The sequence below is a fragment of the Streptomyces sp. VRA16 Mangrove soil genome, from assembly GCF_017377775.1.
In the GTDB taxonomy this organism is placed as follows: domain Bacteria; phylum Actinomycetota; class Actinomycetes; order Streptomycetales; family Streptomycetaceae; genus Streptomyces.
Genome location: NZ_JAFVLN010000010.1, coordinates 205,162 through 225,855 on the forward strand (window position 1 = coordinate 205,162; position 20,694 = coordinate 225,855).

Below are 20,694 nucleotides of genomic sequence, written 5' to 3' on the forward strand. Positions count from 1 at the left end.
CGAATTGCCGCTATTCGTCGGCAGAACCGCTGGTCGAAGCGGTCTGCCGGAACAGCCACTCGGACTTCAACTCGGCATGTCCGGGCTTGATGACGTCATTGATCATCGCCAGTCGTTCGTCGAAAGGAATGAATGCTGACTTCATCGCATTGACGGAAAACCACTGCATGTCGTCGAGCGTGTAGCCGAAGGCGTCGACCAGGTGCTCGAACTCGCGGCTCATCGACGTGCCGGACATCAGGCGGTTGTCCGTGTTGACCGTGGCCCTGAAGTGCAGGGTGCGCAGCAGGCCGATGGGGTGGTCGCCGTACGAGGCGGCGGCGCCCGTCTGCAGGTTGGAGGTCGGGCAGAGCTCCAGCGGGATGCGCTTGTCGCGTACGTAGCTGGCGAGGCGGCCGAGCTGGACCGTGCCGTCGTCGGCGACCTTGATGTCGTCGATGATGCGCACGCCGTGGCCGAGGCGGTCGGCGCCGCACCACTGCAGCGCCTGCCAGATGGAGGGCAGGCCGAAGGCCTCACCGGCGTGGATCGTGAAGTGGTTGTTCTCGCGCTTGAGGTACTCGAACGCGTCGAGGTGCCGGGTGGGAGGGAAGCCCGCCTCGGCGCCCGCGATGTCGAATCCGACGACGCCCAGGTCGCGGTAGCGGTTGGCGAGTTCGGCGATCTCCAGGGCGCGGGCCGCGTGCCGCATCGCGGTGAGCAGGGCCCCTACGCGGATGCGGTGGCCGTTCTCCCGCGCACGCCGCTCGCCCTCCCGGAAGCCGTCGTTGACCGTCTCGACGACCTCTTCGAGGGTGAGGCCCTTCTCCAGGTGCTGCTCGGGGGCGTAGCGCACCTCGGCGTAGACGACTCCGTCCTCGGCGAGGTCCTCGGCGCACTCGGCGGCGACCCGGAACAGCGCCTCCTTGGTCTGCATGACGGCGCAGGTGTGGGCGAAGGTCTCCAGGTACCGCTCCAGGGAACCGGAGTCGGCCGCCTCGCGGAACCAGACGCCGAGCTTGTCGGGGTCGGTCTCCGGCAGGTTCGCGTACCCCTCCGCGTGGGCGATGTCGACGATCGTGCCGGGGCGCAGCCCGCCGTCGAGGTGGTCGTGGAGGAGCACCTTGGGGGCGCGCCGGATCTGTTCCGCGGTGGGCACGTTCGCTGTCTGGCTCGTCATTTCCGCACCCTAAACCCTACGCGCGTAGATCGCACCGGATCCGCGCAATTCCCGCCGGGCGAAAGCCGGGAGAACGCGGGGACGGCGCGGCGGTCATGATCCGCCGATACATAACAGTGACCCTGCGGACGGGTGGCGTACATCCGGGCTTCTGACACTGTTCTGTCATGCAGCAGCGAGCGATGCCGGCCCGAGAGGCCAGGCTCGGCAAGGCGGTCGGGCCGGTGCCCGGGGCGGTCGGTGGCGTGGTGCTGCTGCTGCCCCCCGGCGAGGAGACGTCCACCCGCGGGCCCTCGTCGCTCGCGGCCGCCCTGTTGCGCCCGCTGGCGCGCAGGCTCACGCGGGCGGGCCGGGACCAGGGCCTGGTCACGCATGCCGTGCACTACCGGTGCCGGGGCTGGAACGGGGCGCAGGCCGGGCTCGCCCGGGACGCCGAGTGGGCCGCGGACGAGGTGGTGCGCCGCTACGGGGACGTGCCGATCTGTCTCGCGGGCGTGGACATGGGCGGGCGCGCGGCGCTGCACGCGGGCGGCCACGAGGCCGTCAACTCCGTGCTCGCGCTCGCCCCTTGGCTGCCGGAGGACGATGTCGCGGCGCCGCCCGAACCGGTGAAGCAGCTCGCGGGCCGCAGCGTGCTGATCGTGCACGGCACCGACGACCGGCGCAGCGATCCGGAGCTGTCGTTCCGCCTCGCCGGGCGTGCGAAGAAGGCGAACCGGGACGTGTGCCGCTTCGAGGTGCACTCGGACGGGCACAGCCTGGCCCAGCACCGGTCCGAAGTCGGCGCGCTCGCCGTGGACTTCGTGCTGGGCGCGCTCTTCGGCCGCCCCTTCTCGCGGCCCTTGCAGGACGCGCTGGCGGCGCCGCCGCCGATCGGGCTGCGGATGCCGCTGGCGGCCGGGTTCGGTCAGTCGCTGTAGCTGTGGCTCAGGAACCAGTGCGTGTCGAAGTAGCGGGCCAGCGTGTACGGGTGGTGCGGGTCGGTGAGGATGCGGCAGATGAACGCGGCGGTGGAGCCGGGGAATTCCTGGATCTCGCCGTCGAAGCTCCGGACCACGATCCGCCGGTCGTCGACGGGCTTCCCGGGGGCGGGGACCCGCCAGCAGTACAGCTCCTCGTGCTCGGTGCCGGCCCAGATGAGGAGGCCGTCCTCGCGCAGGTCTGTCCACGGCTCCTCGTTCACCCAGAACCACGCGTCGAACAGCCCCGGTCCGAACGTGTCCACGATCCTCTTGTAGTCGCCCGGCAGCTCGGTGCCGAGGCGGCGCTCGACATCCGCCCAGTCCGTCCGCGGCAGCGGTGTCCCGGGCGGCGTCCACCCGGTGATGCCGACGAGCCGCTCCACCCAGTCGACGTCCTCGCCCGGGGCCGCCGCGAGCGGCTCGGGCAGCGCCCGCTCGGCGACCGCCAGCACCCCGCGCACGACGCCGTCCTCGTCCTGCGCCGTGCCCGCGCCGAACCACTGGTTCCCGTACGCCCACACCCGTATGGTCTCGGCGCGGTCCTCGAAGGGGGCCAGCACGTCGAGGCCGCCGCTCGCGTCGAGCGTGGGGTCGGTGAAGCCGTCGAGGACGAGGGTGCGCGGTGCGCCGTACATGGACGAGAGCAGGTCGATCACCTGCTGCGAGTCGGTGTCGAGCGGCAGGTACATGTGCCCACCTCCCGGCCCGAGTCGGGTCAGCAGGTCGTGGACGGTCGCCTGGGTGTGTTCCATGCCCCACAGTGAAGCGCGTCCCACTGACATCGGCGGCGGGCGGCGCCGCGCGCGCTACTCCGCCTCGGCCTGCTCCGGAAGCAGCCGCCCCCGCCGCGACAGCAGGAACTTCTTGAACGCCGCCACCGGGGGCGTGTCGGGATGCCCGTCCAGCCAGGCCACGCCGATCTCGCGGACCGCGCGCTGGCCCGTGACGGCCAGCTCCACGACGCCGGGTCGCGGCACCGTCGGCGGGGGCAGCAGGGCGACGCCGAGGCCCGCCGCGACCAGGCCGCGCAGCGTCTCGGCCTCCTCGCCCTCGAAGGCGACGCGGGGTTTGAAGCCGGCCTCCGTACAGAGGTCGTCGAAAATGCGGCGCAGCCCGTAGCCGGGCTCCAGGGTGACGAACGTTTCGTCGGCGCACTCGGCGAGGCGGATCCGCTTGCGGGCGGCGAGCCGGTGGTCCTCGGGGACGACCAGGCGAAGGCGCTGCTCGTCGAGGCGGCGGGCGACCAGGCCGGGGGCGTCGGGCACGGGCGAGGTCAGGCACAGGTCGAGCTCCCCGGCGCGCAGCCGCTCCAGCATCGCCTCGCCGTAGTTCTGCACGAGGCTGAAGCGGATCCGGGGATGCTCGGCCCGGAAGGCGCGGATCAGGCCGGGCACCGTTTCCACACCCATGGTGTGGAGAAAGCCGAAGGCGACTTTCCCCGAGGCGGGGTCGGCGTCGGCGCGCACCGACTCGGCGGCCTTCTCGACCTCGGCGAGCGCGCGCTCCACGGAGGCGTGGAAGGTGCGGCCCGCGGGGGTGAGCGACACGGTGCGGCCGTGCCGGGCGAACAGGTCGACGCCCAGGTCCCGTTCGAGCCTGACCAGCGCGCGCGAGAGCGTCGACTGCGGCACGTCCAGCTCCTGCGCGGCGCGCGTGACGTGCTCGGTGCGGGCGACCGCGGCGAAGTAGGAGAGCCGCGGCGCGAGCGACGTGACCATGTCTTCTGCGTCACTGGATGGTGACGGCCACCCCCGTGACCTGCGCTCATGCTCCATGGGAACGATTATGGACTGTCCATGCATTGGACGCATGAGTGGGACGGTCCTACGTTCATGGCATGTCTCCTGCCAGTAGCCAGGCGGCCGCCTCCCTCCCCGCGGTCGCCGTTCCCCCTGTCGCCCCTGTCGAGAACCCCGACACCCGGATGTCTCCGGGCGGGCCCGGCTACCGGCGGATGAGCTTCGCCCTCTTCCTCGCCGGGATCGCCACCTTCGCCCTGCTGTACTCCACGCAGGCGCTGCTCCCCCTCGTCTCCGCCGACTTCGGCGCGAGCGCGAGCGCGGCGAGCTGGACGGTGTCCGGTGCGACGTTCGCGCTCGCGGTGTGCGTGCTGCCGCTGAGCGCGCTCTCGGAGCGGTTCGGCCGCCGTACGGTGATGACGGCGTCGCTGGCGGTGGCGGTCACGGTGGGTCTGCTGGTCCCGTTCGCGCCGAGCCTGGAGGTGCTGGTCGCGCTGCGCGTGCTGCAGGGCGCCGCGCTCGCCGGGCTCCCGGCCTCCGCGATGGCGTACCTGGCGGAGGAGGTCCGGCCGCGGGCGCTGGTGACGGCCATCGGCCTGTTCGTGGCGGGCAACTCGATCGGTGGCATGAGCGGCCGCATCATCGGCGGCTGGATCGCCGAGGCGTGGGGCTGGCGGGTGGCCGTCGGCACCATCGGGGTGATCGCCGTGGCCTGCGCGATCGCCTTCCGGGCGCTGCTTCCCGCACCGCGGCACTTCTCGCCGGGTTCGCTGCACCCGCGGGCGCTGGCCCGTACGGTCGGCGACCACCTCGCCAACCCGCTGCTGCGCCGCCTGTACGTGATCGGCGCGCTGTTCATGATGGTGTTCGGGGCGACCTACACGGTCATCGGCTACCGGCTGACGGCGGCGCCGTTCTCCCTCTCGCAGGGCTTCGTCGGCTCGATCTTCCTGGTCTACCTGGTGGGCACGGTCTCCTCGTCGGCGGCGGGCAGGCTCGTCGCGCGCCTCGGGCGGCGCGGCACGCTGTACCTGGCCGCGGGCACCACGACGGCCGGTCTGGTGCTGGTCCTGATGCCGGAGCTCGTCGTCGTCCTGCTCGGCCTCGTGCTGATCACGGCGGGTTTCTTCGCCGGGCACGCCACGGCGTCCTCCTCGGTGAGCCGGACCGCGACGCACGGCCGCGCCCAGGCGTCGGCGCTCTACCAGTCCGCGTACTACATCGGGTCGAGCGTCGGCTCGGCGGTGGGCGCCGTCGCCTTCCACGCGGCGGGCTGGGGCGGCACGGTGGGGCTCGGCTTCGCCGCCGTGCTCGGTGTCGTGGCGCTCACGGTGTGGGGCACGTACGCGGCGCGGGTCCAGGCCCGGCACGGCGGGACCCTGGCCGGGGCGCACTGACCACATCCGCCCCACAGCTTTCCATCACACCCTTCGGACCTGCGGTTTTTCCAGGTCCGGAGGCCGTTGTCAGTGGGCTGCGGTAGCTTGCCCAGTGGTGGAAGTCACCGTGGGGATGGGGGCGTTGGATCATGAGCGACACCGCGACGCAGCCGCGTCTTGAGGACCTGGAGAAGTACCGGGTCGAGCTGACGGGCTACTGCTATCGGATGCTGGGCTCGGCGTTCGAGGCGGAGGACGCCGTGCAGGACACGATGGTCCGGGCCTGGCGCAGCTTCGAGAAGTTCGAGGGCCGCTCGTCCTTGCGCTCGTGGCTGTACCGCATCGCGACGAACGTCTGCCTGGACGCGCTGAACGCGGGGAACAAGCGGGCGCGTCCGATGGACCTGACGGCGGCGGCGCCCCTGGCGCAGGCGGCGCTGAACCCGCGCCCGGACAACGTCTGGCTGGAGCCCATGCCCGATGCCCGCATGCTGCCCACGGTCCACGATCCGGCGGAGGCGGCGGTCGCCCGCGAGTCGGTGCGGCTCGCGTTCGTGGCGGCCCTGCAGCAGCTGCCGTCGAAGCAGCGGGCGGTCCTCATCCTGCGCGAGGTCCTCGCGTGGAAGGCGAGCGAGGTCGCCGAGCTGCTCGACACGTCGGTGGCGTCGGTGAACAGCGCGCTGCAGCGGGCGCGGGCGACGCTCGCGGAGGCGCCGCCCGCGGATTCGGCGACGACGGACCCGCTGGACGAGGAGCAGCAGAAGCTCCTGGACCGCTATGTCGCGGCCTTCGAGGGCTACGACATGAAGGCGCTGACCGCGCTGCTCGCCGAGGACGCCGTCATGACGATGCCGCCGTTCGACCTCTGGCTGCGCGGCACGGAGGACATCACGGGCTTCATGGTCACCCTCGGCCACGAGTGCGAGAACTCGCGGCTGGTCCCGGTCTCGGCCAACGGCACGCCGGCGTTCGCGCACTACAAGCCGGACCCGGAGCAGGGCGGGTTCACGCTCTGGGCCATCCAGGTCCTGGAGATCTCAGAGGGCCGGATCGCCGGTTTCCACTGCTTCCTGGACCTCAGCAAGCGGTGGTTCCCGCTGTTCGGCATCCCCGAGCGTCTCGACGCCTAGGCCGAGGGTTCCGGCGAGTCCGGTGAGGCGGAGCAGCAGGGCGAGTTCCGGGGACGGGTCGCGCAGTCTGATCCGGCCCCCGGCCCGCCGGGCGGCGAGCTGCATCCGGGCGAGTGCGTCGACGGTGGCGAGGCCGGTGCCGGTGACGCCGGAGACGTCGCAGACCACGTCGCCGCGTCCGGCGGCGCGGCGCACACGGTCGCACAGGCCGGGGACGTCGGCAGAGCGGATCGGCCCGGCGACGACCACGACGGCGGTGTTCGACGGGGACGACGAGGACGACGAGGACGACGAGGACGACGAGGACGCGGAAGAAGACGAGGAAGCAGCCACGTAGCAGAGACCGGGCGGCACGGCGGAACTCATCGGTGCCGGCCGGTGGTTGCGGGGTGTGCTGGGTCACGTTGACCCGGATCAACGTTGACCTGGGCTTCTCACGCATCCGAGGGTGGATGCGTGCAGGGGGTACTCAACGGGTTCGCGGTCATCGCGATCGTCATCGCGGTCGGTTACGTCATCGGCCGGCGCGGCTATCTCGGCGAGGGCGGCCGTGAGGTCCTCACCAAGCTGGCCTTCCATGTGGCGACCCCGGCCCTGCTCTTCACGATGCTGGCGAAGGCGGACCTCTCGCTGATCCTGTCGCCGAGCCTGGTGGTGACGGCGCTCGGCACGGCGACGACGGCCGGGATCTTCGTCGCGGTCGGTGTCGTACGCGGCTGGGGCGTGGGCCGCACCACGATCGGCGCGCTCTGCTCCTCGTACGTGAACTCGGGGAATCTCGGTATCCCGATCGCCGTGTACGTCCTCGGGGACGCCTCGCTGGTGGCGCCGGTGCTGCTCTTCCAGCAGCTGTTCGTGACACCGGTCGCGCTGACGGTCCTCGATCTGGCGGAGGCGTCGGCGGGGGCGCGGCTGACGTGGACGCAGCGGCTGCTCACTCCGTTCCGCAATCCCATCGCGATCGGTTCGCTGTCCGGGGTGGTGGTGTCGGCGACGGGCTGGACGGTGCCCTCCCCCGTCTTCGACCCGCTGGAACTGATCGCGAACGTGTCGGTGCCCGCGATTCTGATCGCGTTCGGCATCTCGCTGTGCGGCAGTTCGTGGCCGGGCGGCCGGGGCGCTGACCGGGTGCCGGTGCTGCTGTCGACGGCGCTGAAGTCGGTGGGCCAGCCGGTGGCGGCGTGGGCGCTGGCCTCGCTGGTGTTCGGCCTGCGCGGGGACCGGCTCCTTGACGTGGTGGTGACGTCGGCGCTCCCGGCGGCCCAGAACCTGTTCACGTACGCGAGCCGGTACGGGGTGGGCGAGCGGTTGGCGCGGGAGTCGATCCTGCTGTCGACAATGGCGGCGGTGCCTGTGTTGGTCGTCGTGGCGGCGTTGCTCGGGTGACGTCAGTCGTTGAGGGGGAGCACGTTGGTGTCGAGGGTGACGTCGAAGGGGGCGGGCAGCCTCAGCTCCTCGCCGTACTCGACCGAGTCCAGGACCCGATAGGTCCCGTTGGCGGGTTCGCCGTACAGCGTCGCTGTCGGACGCCCCGAGTGCCAGGGGTCCAGGAGCAGGTAGAGGGGCACGCCCGCCTTCGCGTAGCCATGGGCCTTCTTGACCCGGTCGTGGTTGGCGTTGCTCTGCGAGGTGATCTCGACGACGAGCTCGGCCTCGGCGGCCTGGACGCGTCGGCGCTCACGCAGCGCGGCGCGGGGGACGACGCAGAGGTCGGGGATGTAGAGGCCTTCGGCGTCGGCGGCGATCAGGCCGAGGGTCTGGTAGATCCCGCAGCCCTCCGGCCGTGCGGGCCAGAGGATCTCGGTGACCAGCTCAGCGGCGTCGTTGTGCTCTTCGGAAGGCGGCGGTGCCAAGGTGACGATCCCCTCGATGATCTCCACCTTGCTGCCCTCGGGGGCATCCGTCTCCTCCCAGAGGCGGACGGTCGCGTCCCAGTCCGAGCCGCGGGCGGGCCCGGGCTCGACGGCGAGTGCGCTCATGGCGGTGCTCCTATCGGTCGTCACCCATACCAGCATGCCGAACGGGACCAGTGGCAGTCCACCGGTCCCGTTCACCCGAATGAGGAAACCGCAGGTCAGGCGATACGTTCCAGCACAATCGGACCCGCCGTGAACCCCGTACCGGCCGGGGAGACGTCGTACGCGCCGTCCAACGCTTCGAGCGCGTAGGCGAAGCGTTCGGGGGTGTCCGTGTGCAGGGTCATGAGCACCTGGCCCGCGAAGACGGAGTCGCCGGGCTTGGCGTGCAGCTGGACGCCGGCCGCGGCCTGGACCGGGTCCTCCTTGCGGGAGCGGCCCGCGCCCAGGCGCCAGGCGGCGAGACCGACGCCCATCGCGTCGAGGCGGGTGAGCACGCCAGAGGCCGGCGCCGTGACGACGTGCGTCTCGCGGGCCGTGGGCAGCGCCGCGTCCGGGTCGCCGCCCTGCGCCGCGATCATCCGGCGCCAGGCGTCCATCGCGGAGCCGTCGGCGAGCGCCTTGGCCGGGTCGGCGTCCTTGAGTCCTGCGGCGTCGAGCATCTCGCGGGCGAGCGCGAGGGTCAGCTCGACGACGTCGGCGGGGCCGCCGCCCGCCAACACCTCGACGGATTCCCGCACTTCGAGCGCGTTGCCCGCCGTCAGACCGAGCGGGGTGTTCATGTCGGTGACGAGGGCGACGGTCGGCAGACCGTGGTCGGTCCCCAATCCGACCATGGTGCGGGCGAGTTCACGCGCCTGCTCCAGCTCCCGCATGAACGCGCCGGTGCCGACCTTCACGTCGAGCACGAGCGAGCCCGTGCCCTCGGCGATCTTCTTCGACATGATCGAGGAGGCGATCAGCGGAATGCAGTCGACGGTCGCGGTGACGTCGCGCAGCGCGTACAGCTTCTTGTCGGCGGGGGCGAGGCCGCTGCCCGGCGCGCAGATGACGGCGCCGACGTCCTCCAGGGTGCGCATCATCGCCTCGTTGGTGAGGTCCGCGCGCCAGCCGGGGATCGACTCCAGCTTGTCGAGGGTGCCGCCGGTGTGACCGAGGCCGCGCCCCGACAACTGAGGGACGGCGGCGCCGCACGCGGCGACCAGCGGGGCGAGCGGCAGCGTGATCTTGTCGCCGACGCCGCCCGTGGAGTGCTTGTCGGCTGCGGGGCGCGGCAGCACCGAGAAGTCCATCCGCTCACCGGAGTTGATCATCGCGGCGGTCCAGCGGGCGATCTCCGCGCGGTCCATGCCGTTCAGGAAGATCGCCATGGCGAGGGCCGACATCTGCTCGTCGGCGACGGCGCCGCGCGTGTAGGCGTCGACGACCCAGTCGATCTGCTCGTCACTCAGCCGGCCCCGGTCCCGCTTCGTACGGATGACGGAGATGACGTCCATGGCACTTCCTTCCAGGGGCGGCGTAGGTGACGCAGCTGACTCTACGCGCATAGATGCCGCGCGGGAAGATGCCCGGGGCGGCGAGGGCGCCACCCCGGGCGGGCGGGGTGTCAGGAGTCGGCCGTGAACACCAGGCTGACGTTGTGGCCGCCGAACCCGAAGGAGTTGGCGAGGGCCGCATTCCAGTGGCCCTTGCGGTTCTCGCCGCGTACGACGTCGACGGCGACGGCCGGGTCGACCTCGTCGAGGTTGCGGACGGCCGGGGCGACGCCGTCGCGGAGGGTCAGCAGCGCGGAGAGGGCGCCCAGCGCGCCGGACGCGCCGAGCATGTGGCCGGTCATCGACTTGGTCGCGGAGACGCAGGCGTGGTCACCGATCGCCCGCAGCACGGCCTCGGCCTCGGCGAGGTCGCCGGACGGGGTGGAGGTGGCGTGGGCGTGCACGTGACCGATGTCGGCGGGTGTCAACTCGGCGTCCCGCAGGGCGAGTTCGATCGCCGCCGTCTGGCCCGCGACGTCCGACGCCGTGATGTGGTCGGCGCTGGAGCCGACCCCGGCCCCGGCGAGCGCGCCGAGGACACGGGCGCCGCGGGCCCGCGCGAAGTCGGCGCGCTCCAGGACCATGACGCAGCCGCCCTCGCCCATGACGAAGCCGCTGCGGTCGACGTCGAAGGGGCGGGAGACCGACTCGGGGTCGTCGGCGCGCGTCGACAGGGCCTTCATCTGCGCGAAGGCGCTGAGCGTGAACGGGTGCAGGCACGCCTCGACTCCCCCGGCGACGACGACGTCGACGCGGCCCGCCCTGATCAGGTCCAGGCCCAGGGCGAGCGCCTCGGCGCCCGAGGCGCAGGCGCTGACCGGGGTGCGGGCGCCGCCCTTGGCGCCGAGGTCCATGGAGACCCAGGCGGCGGGCCCGTTGGGCATCAGCATCGGCACGGTGTGCGGGGAGAGTTTGCGGGGCCCGGACCGCTCGAAGACGTCGTCCTGGCCGAGGGTGGTGAGGACGCCGCCGGTGCCGGTGCCGATCACGACGGCGAGCCGCACCGGGTCGACGTCGGGCGCGCCCGCGTCCCGCCACGCCTCACGGGCGGCGACCAGCGCGATCTGCTCGACGCGGTCCAGCCTGCGCGCCTCGACCCGGGACAGGGCGGCCGCCGGGTCCTCGGCGAGCGCGGCGGCGACGTGCACCGGCAGCCCGTCGGCCCACTCCCGCGTGAGCGCCCGCACCCCGGACCGCCCGGCGAGCAGCCCCGCCCAGGTCGACGCGGCGTCGGGCCCCAGCGGGGTCGTCGCGCCGGCCCCGGTCACCAGTACGGCACTGTTCTCGGGCATCTCGCACTCCTCCAGCCTTATAGACAGTTCACAAGGCAGACCTCGCCCTCCCCTGACACCATCACAGGAAACCGTGGAGAACTAAGCTCGGCATCTGAGCAATTCCGGGCGCCGGATTTATGGGGAAGTGACAATGGTGTCGGTTGCGGCAGGCCCACGAGTCATCGGGGCGTGGGTCGGCCTGTGCCTGTTCGGACTGGCCGCGACCGCCGTCCTCGAATCCGACGGGTCAGCAGGTGCCGCCCGGCCCGACGACCGCGCATCGGCGCCGCCGGTGGACTGCCGGGAGGTGGCCGACAACGTCGCGAAGGGCCTCGCCGAGTCCGAACGGGAGCGGAAGGCGGAGCGGGAGCGGCTGGCGGAGCAGGAGCACAAGGCGGAGTGGGAGGGCCTGCCCACCCCGGGCCCGACCCCGGTCCCCCTCTCATCGGCCGGGCCCACCTTCAGGCTTTCGGCCGTGGTAGTGCCCACGGAGTGCGCCGGTGTCCTGAAGGAGCGCGGCCTGGTGGAGTGAGCGACGGCGCTCAGGGCCTGGCGACCGCCAGGCTGACCACGTACCGCTCCTCGACCACCCCGGCGGGGAACAGCCCGGTCAGCAGGTCGCGTTCGGCGGCCAGGAACGCCGCGACGTCGGACGGGTCGCGGACGAGGAAGTCGGAGTAGCTGGCGAGCGTGGCCAGATGGGTGTCGAGGGTGGAGCGGCGGAGCCAGTCGACCTGGCGGCGGGCGAAGTCGAGGCCGGGCGGCAGCCGGTGGAAGCGGGCCATCGGGTCGGGCGTCGTCGCGGCCGCGGTGTCGTCGGCACCCAGGAAGCGGCGCAGCCGGGCGAGTTGGTCGGCGGCCCAGCCGGCGGAGCTGTCCTGGTCGTTCCACCACAGGGCGAGCGCGCCGCCGGGACGCAGCACGCGCAGCGCCTCGGGGACGGATCTGGCCGGGTCGGTCCAGTGCCAGGACTGGGCGTACGTGAGCAGGTCGAAGGAGGCGGAGGCGAGCGGGAGGCGGTCCCCGTCGCCGCGGACCAGCGGGACGCCGGGCAGTGTGCGGCGGAACTCGGCGGCCATGCCGGGGCCCGGTTCGACGCCGACGACCTGTGCGCCGCGCGCGTGGAGCAGGGCGGTGCCGATGCCCGTACCGGCGCCGATGTCGGCGGTCCTGGCGCCCTTGAGCGGGCGGCCCGCGAGTTCCTCGACCGCGTCGAGGAGGGCGGGCGGGTAGGAGGGGCGGTTGGCGGCGTAACTGGCGGCTGCCCGGTCGAAGGCCAGGCCCTGGGGACGGGGCGTCATACGGTCATGATCGCCGCGCGGCCGCCGGGCGGGCCCGCACTTTGCCGAAACGTTGATCCCCCGGTCCCGCGGGGAACGCGGAACGGCCGCCCCTCCCGAAGGAGAGACGGCCGGAATCGCGCGTCACGGACGCGACGGAGTCAGTCGAGGTGCTCGGGCCCGAACGCGTCCGGCAGCATCTCGCCCAGGGTGCGCACCCCGGCCGACGTCTCCAGGAGCAGTTCCTTGCCCCCGAACTCGTACAGGAGCTGACGGCAGCGGCCGCACGGCATCAGGATGTCGCCCTTGCCGTCCACGCAGGTGAAGTGCGTGAGGCGGCCGCCGCCGGTGGACACCAGCTGGGAGACCAGGCCGCACTCGGCGCACAGGCCGAGCCCGTACGAGGCGTTCTCGACGTTGCAGCCGGTGACCGTGCGGCCGTCGTCGACACGGGCGGCCGCGCCGACCGGGAAGCCGGAGTACGGGGCGTAGGCGCGGGCCATCGCCTCGCGCGCCGCCTGCCGCAGCGACTCCCAGTCGGCATCGGTCGAGGAGGTCACTTGCCCTGGCCCTTCCGGTACGGCTGTCCGTCCGCCTTCGGCATCCTCAGGCGCTGTGCCGAGAGTGCCAGCACGATCATGGTCAGGACGTACGGCATGGCCGTGGCGACCTGGCTCGGGACCGAGTCGGTGGAGGCGTACCAGAAGAAGAGCAGGACGGAGACGGCGAGCGTGACGACGCCGCCGACGTACTTCTTCTTCCAGATCAGCCAGGCGACCGCGAGGAGCGCGAGGATCGCGATGAGCAGGAGCAGCGCGTGGGTGTTCTCCGTGCCGCCGCGGACCTTGAGGGTGTCGCTGTAGCCGAACAGGCTCGCGCCGAGCGCGAGTCCGCCGGGCATCCAGTTGCCGAAGATCATCGCGGCGAGGCCGATGTAGCCGCGGCCGCCGGTCTGGCCCTCCAGGTAGTAGTTGGAGGAGACCATCGACAGGAACGCGCCGCCGAGGCCCGCGAGGGCGCCGGAGATCAGCACGGCCAGGTACTTGTACTTGTAGACGTTGACGCCGAGGGACTCGGCCGCCGTCGGGTTCTCGCCGCAGGAGCGCAGCCGCAGACCGAACGACGTGCGCCACAGGATCCACCAGGAGGCGGGGATCAGCAGCACCGCGATCAGCGTCAGCCAGGAGACGCCGGTCATGACGCCGCCGAGCAGGCCCGCGACGTCGGAGACCAGGAACCAGCCGTGCTTGTTGATGTCGTCGAGCGCGTCCGCGATGCCGGGGACGGTGAACTCGCCGAGGCTCGGCACCGGCGGGGACTGCCGGGAGGTGGCGCCCTCCATGCCGTCGTAGGTGAGGACGGAGAGGTAGCGGGTCGCGCCCAGGGCGAGGATGTTGATGGCCACACCGGAGACGATGTGGTTCACGTTGAAGGTGACGGTGGCGATGGCGTGCACCAGGCCGCCGAGCGCGCCGCCGATCAGGGCGGCGACGACGCCGACCCACGGACCCCACTGGTAGCCGGCCCAGGCGCCGAACCAGGTGCCGAGGATCAGCATGCCTTCGAGGCCGATGTTGACCACGCCGGCCCGCTCGGCCCACAGGCCGCCGAGGCCCGCCATGCCGATGGGGACGGCGAGCTGGAGCGCGGTGGACATCTGGCTGACGGAGGTCAGACCGTTCGCGTCCGTGATGAGCCGGACCGCGGAGACCAGGCAGAGCAGCCCGGCGACGATCAGCAGCAGGACCGGGAGGCTGAGCTTGCGGCGGGCCGCGGGGGCGGCGGCCGGCGTCTTGTCGAGGACGGGAGCCGTACTCATCAGGCGGCCACCTTCTGGGTCTTGTCGTGGGAGTCGGTGGTGCCGAGGACATGGCCGGCGGCGAGTTCGGCGCCGACCCGCTGCTGCTGGCGGCGGGTGCCCCAGACGCGTACGGCCTCGTAGGAGACGACGACGGCGATCACGATGAGGCCCTGCATGATCGTGGCGATCTCCGAGCTGTAGCCCTGGAGGTCGAGCGGGTCGGCCGACTTGAAGAGCCAGGACATCAGCAGCGCGGCGAACGCCATGCCGCCCGGGCTGTTGCGGCCGAGCAGCGCCACCGTGATGGCGTTGAAGCCGAGCGAGGCCGGGAAGGAGTCGGAGAAGGTGTGCGTCGAGCCGAGCAGCGTCGGCAGACCGGCGAGGCCCGCGACGGCGCCGGACAGCAGCATGGCCGTGAGGACCATCTTCTTCGCCGAGACGCCGGAGGCGGCGGCCGCGGTCTCCGAGGCGCCCGAGGTGCGCAGGTCGAAGCCGAAGCGGGTGCGGTTGAGCATCACCCAGTAGACGACGCCGAGCAGGACGGCGACGACCACGAAGCCGTAGACGGTGCCGACCTCGGCGCCCAGGTCGAAGCCGGGGAACCAGCCGGCCTTGTCCATGACGCCGGTGGTGCGGTTGTTGCCGACGGCGACGCCGAAGGCGTCCTCCAGGGTCAGGTACGCGATCACGGAGGCCGCGATCGAGTTCAGCATGATCGTGGAGACGACCTCGCTGACGCCGCGGGTCACCTTGAGGACACCGGCGATGCCGGCCCACAGCGCGCCGGTGACGGCGGCCGACAGGATCAGCAGCGGGATCTGCAGGAAGGCCGGGAAGGCGACGTGCGCGCCGACGATGGCGGCGACACAGGCGGCGAGCCGGTACTGGCCCTCGACACCGATGTTGAAGAGGTTCATGCGGAAGCCGATGGCCACCGCGAGCGCGCCGATGTAGAGACCGGCGGCGTTGTTGATGATAAGGACCTGGACGTCGGAGAACGTCGCCTGCTCGAACATGATCGAGAACGGCTCGACCGGGTTGACCCCGGAAGCGAGCAGCACGGCCGAGGTCAGGACGAACGCCACGACGAGGGCGATGACCGGTCCGGCCGCCGCGAGCAGGATCCGCTCGGAATCCCAGCGCTTGCTGATGTTCATGGTCAGGCACCGTCTTCCGTGTGCTCCAGGTGGCCCGATGCGGCACCGGTCATGGCGGATCCCAGCTCTTCCGGGGTGATGGCGGCCGGGTCGGCGTCGGCGACCAGGCGGCCGTCGTAGATGACCCGGAGGGTGTCGGACAGGCCGATCAGCTCGTCGAGGTCGGCCGAGATGAGCAGCACGGCGAGGCCCTCGCGGCGGGCCTCGCGGATCTGGTCCCAGATCTGCGCCTGCGCGCCGACGTCCACACCGCGGGTGGGGTGGGCGGCGATCAGGAACTTCGGCTTGTGCGACATCTCGCGGCCGACGATCAGCTTCTGCTGGTTGCCGCCGGACAGCGACGCGGCGGTGACGTCGATGCCGGGGGTGCGCACGTCGTACTCCTCGACGATCCGCGCGGTGTCGGCCTGCGCGGACTTCGGGTCGAGCCAGAAGCCCTTGCTGTTGGGCCGCTCGGTGACATGGCCGAGGATGCGGTTCTCCCACAGCGGCGCGTCGAGCAGCAGGCCGTGGCGGTGGCGGTCCTCGGGGATGTAGCCGACGCCGTTCTCGCGGCGCTTGCGGGTGGGCAGGCCCGTGATGTCGTCGCCGAGCATCCTGATGACGCCGCTGTCCGCGCTCTCCAGGCCGATGAGGGCCTCGATGAGTTCGGTCTGGCCGTTGCCCTCGACGCCCGCGAGGCCGAGCACCTCACCGGCGTGGATGGTGAAGGTGATGCCGTCGAGCAGCGGCTTGCCGCCGCCGGGGGCCGCGAGCCGCAGCTCCTCGACCTCGATCACCGGGCGGTCGGTGACGGTGGACTCGGCGGTCTCGGGGGTGGGCAGTTCGCTGCCGACCATCAGCTCGGCGAGCTGCTTGGGGGTGGTCTCGGCGGGGACGGCCGTGCCGACCGTGGTGCCGCGCCGGATGACGGTGATCTCGTCGGCGACGGAGAGGACCTCGCCGAGCTTGTGCGAGATGAAGATGACGGAGAGGCCCTCGGCCCTGAGCTCGCGCAGGTTGGCGAAGAGCGCGTCGACCTCCTGCGGGACGAGCACGGCGGTCGGCTCGTCGAGGATCAGGGTGGTGGCGCCGCGGTAGAGGACCTTGAGGATCTCCACGCGCTGCCGGTCGGCGACGCCGAGGTCCTCGACGAGGGCGTCCGGGCGCACCCCGAGGCCGTACCGCTCGGATATCTCCAGGATCTTGCGGCGGGCCTTGGAGCCGATCCCGTACAGCTTCTCGCTGCCGAGGACGACGTTCTCCAGGACCGTGAGGTTGTCCGCGAGCATGAAGTGCTGGTGGACCATGCCGATGCCGCGCGCGATGGCGTCGGCCGGCGACGAGTAGCTGACCTGCTCGCCGTCGATGGCGATGGTGCCCTCGTCCGGCTTCTGCATGCCGTAGAGGATCTTCATCAGCGTGGACTTGCCCGCGCCGTTCTCGCCGACGAGGGCGTGCACGGTGCCCTTGCGGACGGTCAGGCAGATGTCGTGGTTGGCGACGACTCCGGGGAACCGCTTGGTGATGCCCTTGAGTTCTACGGCGGCTACGGAGGCGGGGGTGACGGCGTCGGCCGGCGGGGAGCTTGACGTGGCGATGGCGCACTCTCCTGGGAAGGGGGGCCGCCTACACGCGTAGCGCCCCAACAGCGGTGTGCGAGAAGTGAGTTCGGGTCCGAGCAGGATCCCATGGGCGGGAAGGGGGGAAGAAGTCTCCCCCGGTTACGAAATGTGTCCTGCCCACGGGCCCGACGGGTCGGCCCGGACCGCTTCGCACGCGCGGTCCGGGCTGCCCCCTTCGCAGGGTTACTGCTGAGCTGCCTTACTTGGCGGCGACCTTGATGGAGCCGTCGATGATGCCCGCCTCGGCCTTCTTCAGCGCGGCCTGGAGCTTGCTGTCGTTCTTGAACTCCGGGTTGGAGTCGGCGAGGGAGACCTCACCGGACTTCAGGTCGCCGGTGATGACACCGGTCTGCGGCTTGCCGTCCTTGACCGACTCGGCGAGCTTGAAGATCGACTCGGCGACGCCCTTGGTGGCGGAGGTGATGATGTACTTCTTGTACGCGGCGAGCGCCTTCTGGCTGTACTGGTCGGAGTCGACGCCGATCGCGTACTTCTTCTCGGCCGCGGCGGCCTCGATGACGCCCTGACCGGAGAGACCGGCCGCGTGGTAGACCACGTCGGCGCCGTCCTCGATCTGCTTCTCGGCGGCGGCCTTGCCCAGGTCCGGGGAGGCGAAGCCCTTGGCGGGGTCCTCGTCGAGGAACTGCTTCTCGACCTTGACGCCCTTCTTGGTGTCCTTGACGCCCTGCTCGAAGCCGGCCCGGAACTTGTTGATCAGCGCGTTGTCGACACCGCCGACGAAGCCGACCGTGTTCGTCTTGGTCTTCAGGGCGGCGGTGACGCCGGCGAGGTAGGAGACCTCGTTCTCCTGGAAGACCAGGTCGGCGATGTTGTCGCCCTTGACCGAGGCGTCGTCGACGATGCCGAAGGTCGTGTTCGGGTACTTCTTCGCGGCCTCGGCGACGGCCGGGGCGTAGGAGTAGCCGATGCCGACGATCGGGTTGTAACCGGCCTTCGCCAGGTTCACCAGGCGGGCGGTCTTGTCGTCGTCGGACTCGCCGTCCTTCGGCTCCTGGTCGGCGACCTCGTAGCCGAACTTCGCCTTCGCCTTCTGCAGGCCCTCGTACGCGGCGTCGTTGAACGACTGGTCACCCTTGCCGCCGACGTCGTACGCGATGGCGAGGCCCTTGTCCTTGCCGCCGGAGGACTTGGACGAGGCGTCGGACGAGGTGCCGCCACAGGCAGAGAGGACAAGGGCGAGAGAGGCGGTGGCGGTGCCTGCGACCGCTATGCGGGAAACCCGGCGCATGGGAAGAGCTCCTTCGTACAAGCGCCGGAGGGACAGGGGCCGACGCTGAGTTCGCCGCAGAGTAACGCGCGTAGACAGAACATAAAACCCCTTCTGTCCATCTCGTTATCGGGGCGATGCAAAGCCGCATACCTGCGATCGGCGGCCGTTTTCGAACGCAACGAGGGGCGGGCGCGGAAGAGATTCCGCGCCCGCCCCTGACGCCGCCTGGCGTTGTACGTATGACGTCCGTGTCCCGCGGTGCGGGATCAGCGGGTCACTTCTTCTTCGGCTTGGTCGCCACCTTGATCGTGCCGTCGACGATGCCCTTCTTCGCCTTGGCGACCGCGTCGGCCAGGCCGGGGATCGTCTTGAACTCCGGGTTGGACTCCGCGGCGCCCACGCCGTTCACCTTGAGGTCGAAGGTCTGCACACCGGTCAGCGGCTTCTTGTCGTGGACCGACTTGGCCAGCGCGTAGACCGAGCCGCCGACCTCCTTGAGCGCGGAGGTGAGGATGTACTTCTTGTACGCGGCCAGCGTGCTCTGGCCGTACTGGTCGGAGTCGACGCCGATGACCCACTTCTTCTTCGCGGCGGCCGCCTTGATCACGCCCTGCCCGGAGAGACCGGCGGCGTGGTAGATCACGTCGGCGCCGTCCTCCAGCTGCTTGTCCGCGGCGGCCTCGCCGAGGTCGGGGCTGGCGAAGCCCTTGGCCGGGTCGTCGTCGAGGTACTGGACGTCGACCTTGACACCCTTCTTGGTGTCGGCGACGCCCTGCTCGAAGCCGGCCTGGAACTTGTTGATCAGCTCGTTGTCGACACCGCCGACAAAGCCGACGTGGTTCGACTTGGTGGCCTTGGCCGCGGCGACGCCGACCAGGTACGAGGACTCGTTCTCGGCGAAGACCAGCGAGGCGACGTTCTTGCCCTCGACGACGGAGTCGACGATGCCGAAGGTCGTCTTCGGGTACTTCGCGGCGACCGTCTTCATCGCCGGCCCGTAGGCGTAGCCGATGCCGATGACCGGGTTGTAGCCGGCCTTCGCCAGGTTGGCGAGGCGGGCCGCCTTGTCGTCGTCGGACTCGCCGTCCTTCGGCTCGGCCTCGGCGGTCTTGTAGCCGTACTCCGCCTCGGCCTTCTTCACGCCCTCGTAGGCGGAGTCGTTGAACGACTGGTCGCCGCGGCCGCCGACGTCGTAGGCGATGGCGAGCCCCAGGTCCTTCTTGCCCGAACCGCCCCCGCTGTTCTTCTCACTGCTGGTGCCGCCGCAGGCCGTGGCGGCGAGCGCCAGGCCGGTGACGGCGACGGCGATTCGCGTGACCCGCGATATTCGACGCATCAGAATCTCCCCATTCTCCAACACGCCCGGTACGGCGCTCAGTTCGGCGCACGATAACGCGCGTAGAACCCCTCCGTAACGTCCTTGGCTCCCGCCGTTACCGATTCGTGCCGGGGGTCGGTTACGTCCGCGTGAAAGAGCGTGACGAACGGCGCGAAGAGGGGACGTATCGCGGGCAACATCCGGCCACCGTAGGACACTTGTGTGCCTGGGCGACACACCTTTCGGAGGGGGATTCCGCATGACGCGGCGCGACGGGCGGCGAAGCAGACGGTCCGTGCTGCTCACAGGGGTGGCGGGGGTGGCCCTGGCGGCGCAGATCACGCTCGTCGCCGGGTTCCTGTACTTCAGCACGAACCTCTTCGTGCCCGACCGGCTCTGCCACGGCACGGTCGCGCCGGACGAGGCGGCCGGGGCGCTCGGCGGCGGCCCGCTGGGGCGGGTGACGGCGCGCGAGACGTCGGCCGCGTCGTGCGTGGTGACCTACGCGAGCTGGGTGCCGGGGTCCGAGGAGCGGCGGCTGCGGGTCGCGGTCACCGGGGAGCGGGCCGGCTTCCCGTTCACGCGCGGCGACTGGCAGGTCTCGGGCGCCCGGCACTTCTACGCGGAGGCCGCCGCGCCCGGCGTCTTCGACGCGTCCGGCGGCTGGACGCTGCCGTCGCCGGCGTGCGCGCGCAAGGCGTCGGGCGGCGGCCCGCTGCCGGTCGTCGAGGTGGCGGTCACGCGGGGCGCCGGGGACGCGGGCGGCATGGCCCGGCTCCTGATGGCGGCGACGCAGCGCTGCGCGGGCGGCGGGCTCGACGGCCGCACCTCGGCCTCGGGCCGCTACTTCGTGCCGTGGCCCGCCCGCTCCCCCGACCCGTCCCGGGTCTGCGGGATCCCCGGCCTCACCCTCGGCCCGCTCACCGGCCCCCACGGCGAACGAGTGCGGGAGCAAACGGTGGGCTCGCTGTCCGAGGGACTGAACTGTGATCTGTCGTACGAGGGCGGGACGGGCCGGGTCGTCGTCGCCCGGATCGCCGTGGTGAACGAGCCGGCTCTCACCGCGCTCCTCGACGACCGCGACTTCCCGCGGGCGGTCTGCGACGACCGCCCCACGGTGTTCGCCTACGACGTGCCCCGCCCGGCCCCCGGGGCCCCCGCGGGGCCGAAGGCCCTCTCCGGGCGCTCGCTCGCGAAGGCCCTCACCGGGGCGGCGCGCTCGGGGCCGCACTGCACGTGACGCGCGCCGCGCGACGGCGGCGCGCGGAC

Annotated in this window: 20 protein-coding genes; 6 read left to right on the plus strand and 14 right to left on the minus strand. The window is 71.4% G+C overall.

Features of this window, described 5'->3' with window-relative positions; translation table 11 throughout:
* Positions 1-10: 10 nt before the first annotated feature.
* Entirely contained in the window at positions 11-1,159 is a 1,149-nt protein-coding gene (locus J3486_RS26470) for an adenosine deaminase (protein ID WP_207824511.1), read from the minus strand.
* 167 nt (positions 1,160-1,326) lie between these two features.
* Here J3486_RS26470 and J3486_RS26475 point away from each other — a divergent pair, with 167 nt between their 5' ends.
* Positions 1,327-2,079 carry an alpha/beta hydrolase gene (locus J3486_RS26475; RefSeq protein WP_207824513.1) on the plus strand — a complete coding sequence of 251 codons (753 nt, stop codon included), beginning with the start codon at positions 1,327-1,329 and terminating at the stop codon, positions 2,077-2,079.
* On the opposite strand, the gene J3486_RS26480 is transcribed toward J3486_RS26475, so the two are convergent.
* Both J3486_RS26480 and J3486_RS26485 read right to left on the minus strand, forming a co-directional pair.
* A complete protein-coding gene (locus J3486_RS26480) occupies positions 2,067-2,873 on the minus strand; it encodes a hypothetical protein (RefSeq protein WP_207824515.1) in 807 nt (268 codons plus the stop codon). The genes J3486_RS26475 and J3486_RS26480 overlap by 13 nt on opposite strands.
* Positions 2,874-2,927: 54 nt before the next feature.
* Positions 2,928-3,896, minus strand: a complete 969-nt coding sequence (locus J3486_RS26485; protein ID WP_207824517.1) for a LysR family transcriptional regulator — start codon at positions 3,894-3,896, stop codon at positions 2,928-2,930.
* Positions 3,897-3,958: 62 nt separating this feature from the next.
* On the opposite strand from J3486_RS26485, the gene J3486_RS26490 reads away from it, so the two are divergent.
* Positions 3,959-5,257: an MFS transporter gene (locus J3486_RS26490; protein WP_207824519.1), complete on the plus strand. Its 1,299-nt coding sequence runs from the start codon at positions 3,959-3,961 to the stop codon at positions 5,255-5,257.
* 131 nt (positions 5,258-5,388) lie between these two features.
* A complete protein-coding gene (locus tag J3486_RS26495; protein ID WP_207824521.1) occupies positions 5,389-6,369 on the plus strand; it encodes a sigma-70 family RNA polymerase sigma factor in 981 nt (326 codons plus the stop codon).
* Here J3486_RS26495 and J3486_RS26500 read toward each other — a convergent pair.
* A complete protein-coding gene (locus J3486_RS26500) occupies positions 6,277-6,735 on the minus strand; it encodes an STAS domain-containing protein (protein ID WP_207824523.1) in 459 nt (152 codons plus the stop codon). The genes J3486_RS26495 and J3486_RS26500 overlap by 93 nt on opposite strands.
* A gap of 90 nt (positions 6,736-6,825) precedes the next feature.
* On the opposite strand from J3486_RS26500, the gene J3486_RS26505 reads away from it, so the two are divergent.
* The gene (locus J3486_RS26505; RefSeq protein WP_207824525.1) at positions 6,826-7,755 is read left to right on the plus strand and encodes an AEC family transporter; all 930 of its coding nucleotides are present in this window, start codon (positions 6,826-6,828) and stop codon (positions 7,753-7,755) included.
* Between the two features lie 2 nt (positions 7,756-7,757).
* On the opposite strand, the gene J3486_RS26510 is transcribed toward J3486_RS26505, so the two are convergent.
* The 3 genes from J3486_RS26510 to J3486_RS26520 form a co-directional block, all read right to left on the minus strand.
* Positions 7,758-8,348: a Uma2 family endonuclease gene (locus J3486_RS26510; protein ID WP_207824526.1), complete on the minus strand. Its 591-nt coding sequence runs from the start codon at positions 8,346-8,348 to the stop codon at positions 7,758-7,760.
* Positions 8,349-8,443: 95 nt separating this feature from the next.
* On the minus strand, positions 8,444-9,721 hold the full coding sequence (locus J3486_RS26515; protein ID WP_207824528.1) for a thymidine phosphorylase: 1,278 nt from the start codon (positions 9,719-9,721) through the stop codon (positions 8,444-8,446).
* Between the two features lie 110 nt (positions 9,722-9,831).
* A complete protein-coding gene (locus tag J3486_RS26520; protein ID WP_207824530.1) occupies positions 9,832-11,052 on the minus strand; it encodes a beta-ketoacyl synthase in 1,221 nt (406 codons plus the stop codon).
* A gap of 133 nt (positions 11,053-11,185) precedes the next feature.
* On the opposite strand from J3486_RS26520, the gene J3486_RS26525 reads away from it, so the two are divergent.
* The gene (locus J3486_RS26525) at positions 11,186-11,566 is read left to right on the plus strand and encodes a hypothetical protein (protein ID WP_207824532.1); all 381 of its coding nucleotides are present in this window, start codon (positions 11,186-11,188) and stop codon (positions 11,564-11,566) included.
* A 10-nt stretch (positions 11,567-11,576) separates the two neighbouring features.
* Here the strand turns inward: J3486_RS26525 and J3486_RS26530 are convergent, their stop codons facing one another.
* The 7 genes from J3486_RS26530 to J3486_RS26560 all read right to left on the minus strand — a co-directional run bounded on the left by J3486_RS26530 (position 11,577) and on the right by J3486_RS26560 (position 19,443).
* Positions 11,577-12,335 (minus strand): class I SAM-dependent methyltransferase, encoded by a 759-nt coding sequence (locus tag J3486_RS26530; protein WP_207824534.1) that lies wholly within the window; start codon positions 12,333-12,335, stop codon positions 11,577-11,579.
* 140 nt (positions 12,336-12,475) lie between these two features.
* Positions 12,476-12,874 (minus strand): cytidine deaminase, encoded by a 399-nt coding sequence (locus J3486_RS26535; protein WP_207824535.1) that lies wholly within the window; start codon positions 12,872-12,874, stop codon positions 12,476-12,478.
* Positions 12,871-14,133, minus strand: a complete 1,263-nt coding sequence (locus J3486_RS26540) for an ABC transporter permease (protein WP_207824538.1) — start codon at positions 14,131-14,133, stop codon at positions 12,871-12,873. Before J3486_RS26540 ends, J3486_RS26535 begins: the two co-directional genes overlap by 4 nt.
* Positions 14,133-15,272 carry an ABC transporter permease gene (locus tag J3486_RS26545; RefSeq protein ID WP_207824540.1) on the minus strand — a complete coding sequence of 380 codons (1,140 nt, stop codon included), beginning with the start codon at positions 15,270-15,272 and terminating at the stop codon, positions 14,133-14,135. Before J3486_RS26545 ends, J3486_RS26540 begins: the two co-directional genes overlap by 1 nt.
* Positions 15,273-15,274: 2 nt before the next feature.
* Positions 15,275-16,852, minus strand: a complete 1,578-nt coding sequence (locus J3486_RS26550; RefSeq protein ID WP_207824720.1) for an ABC transporter ATP-binding protein — start codon at positions 16,850-16,852, stop codon at positions 15,275-15,277.
* A 223-nt stretch (positions 16,853-17,075) separates the two neighbouring features.
* On the minus strand, positions 17,076-18,125 hold the full coding sequence (locus J3486_RS26555) for a BMP family protein (protein ID WP_207824542.1): 1,050 nt from the start codon (positions 18,123-18,125) through the stop codon (positions 17,076-17,078).
* A gap of 256 nt (positions 18,126-18,381) precedes the next feature.
* The gene (locus J3486_RS26560; RefSeq protein WP_207824544.1) at positions 18,382-19,443 is read right to left on the minus strand and encodes a BMP family protein; all 1,062 of its coding nucleotides are present in this window, start codon (positions 19,441-19,443) and stop codon (positions 18,382-18,384) included.
* Between the two features lie 277 nt (positions 19,444-19,720).
* Here J3486_RS26560 and J3486_RS26565 point away from each other — a divergent pair, with 277 nt between their 5' ends.
* Positions 19,721-20,665: a hypothetical protein gene (locus J3486_RS26565; protein WP_207824547.1), complete on the plus strand. Its 945-nt coding sequence runs from the start codon at positions 19,721-19,723 to the stop codon at positions 20,663-20,665.
* Positions 20,666-20,694: the final 29 nt, after the last annotated feature.

What these genes read in the sequence shown, in the direction of transcription:
- J3486_RS26470 (WP_207824511.1), bottom strand. Translation starts at nt 1,159, where the DNA reads ATGACGAGCCAGACAGCGAACGTGCCCACCGCGGAACAGATCCGGCGC.
- J3486_RS26475 (WP_207824513.1), top strand. Translation starts at nt 1,327, where the DNA reads ATGCAGCAGCGAGCGATGCCGGCCCGAGAGGCCAGGCTCGGCAAGGCG.
- J3486_RS26480 (WP_207824515.1), bottom strand. Translation starts at nt 2,873, where the DNA reads ATGGAACACACCCAGGCGACCGTCCACGACCTGCTGACCCGACTCGGG.
- J3486_RS26485 (WP_207824517.1), bottom strand. Translation starts at nt 3,896, where the DNA reads ATGGAGCATGAGCGCAGGTCACGGGGGTGGCCGTCACCATCCAGTGAC.
- J3486_RS26490 (WP_207824519.1), top strand. Translation starts at nt 3,959, where the DNA reads ATGTCTCCTGCCAGTAGCCAGGCGGCCGCCTCCCTCCCCGCGGTCGCC.
- J3486_RS26495 (WP_207824521.1), top strand. Translation starts at nt 5,389, where the DNA reads ATGAGCGACACCGCGACGCAGCCGCGTCTTGAGGACCTGGAGAAGTAC.
- J3486_RS26500 (WP_207824523.1), bottom strand. Translation starts at nt 6,735, where the DNA reads ATGAGTTCCGCCGTGCCGCCCGGTCTCTGCTACGTGGCTGCTTCCTCG.
- J3486_RS26510 (WP_207824526.1), bottom strand. Translation starts at nt 8,348, where the DNA reads ATGAGCGCACTCGCCGTCGAGCCCGGGCCCGCCCGCGGCTCGGACTGG.
- J3486_RS26515 (WP_207824528.1), bottom strand. Translation starts at nt 9,721, where the DNA reads ATGGACGTCATCTCCGTCATCCGTACGAAGCGGGACCGGGGCCGGCTG.
- J3486_RS26520 (WP_207824530.1), bottom strand. Translation starts at nt 11,052, where the DNA reads ATGCCCGAGAACAGTGCCGTACTGGTGACCGGGGCCGGCGCGACGACC.
- J3486_RS26525 (WP_207824532.1), top strand. Translation starts at nt 11,186, where the DNA reads ATGGTGTCGGTTGCGGCAGGCCCACGAGTCATCGGGGCGTGGGTCGGC.
- J3486_RS26530 (WP_207824534.1), bottom strand. Translation starts at nt 12,335, where the DNA reads ATGACGCCCCGTCCCCAGGGCCTGGCCTTCGACCGGGCAGCCGCCAGT.
- J3486_RS26540 (WP_207824538.1), bottom strand. Translation starts at nt 14,133, where the DNA reads ATGAGTACGGCTCCCGTCCTCGACAAGACGCCGGCCGCCGCCCCCGCG.
- J3486_RS26545 (WP_207824540.1), bottom strand. Translation starts at nt 15,272, where the DNA reads ATGAACATCAGCAAGCGCTGGGATTCCGAGCGGATCCTGCTCGCGGCG.
- J3486_RS26555 (WP_207824542.1), bottom strand. Translation starts at nt 18,125, where the DNA reads ATGCGCCGGGTTTCCCGCATAGCGGTCGCAGGCACCGCCACCGCCTCT.
- J3486_RS26560 (WP_207824544.1), bottom strand. Translation starts at nt 19,443, where the DNA reads ATGCGTCGAATATCGCGGGTCACGCGAATCGCCGTCGCCGTCACCGGC.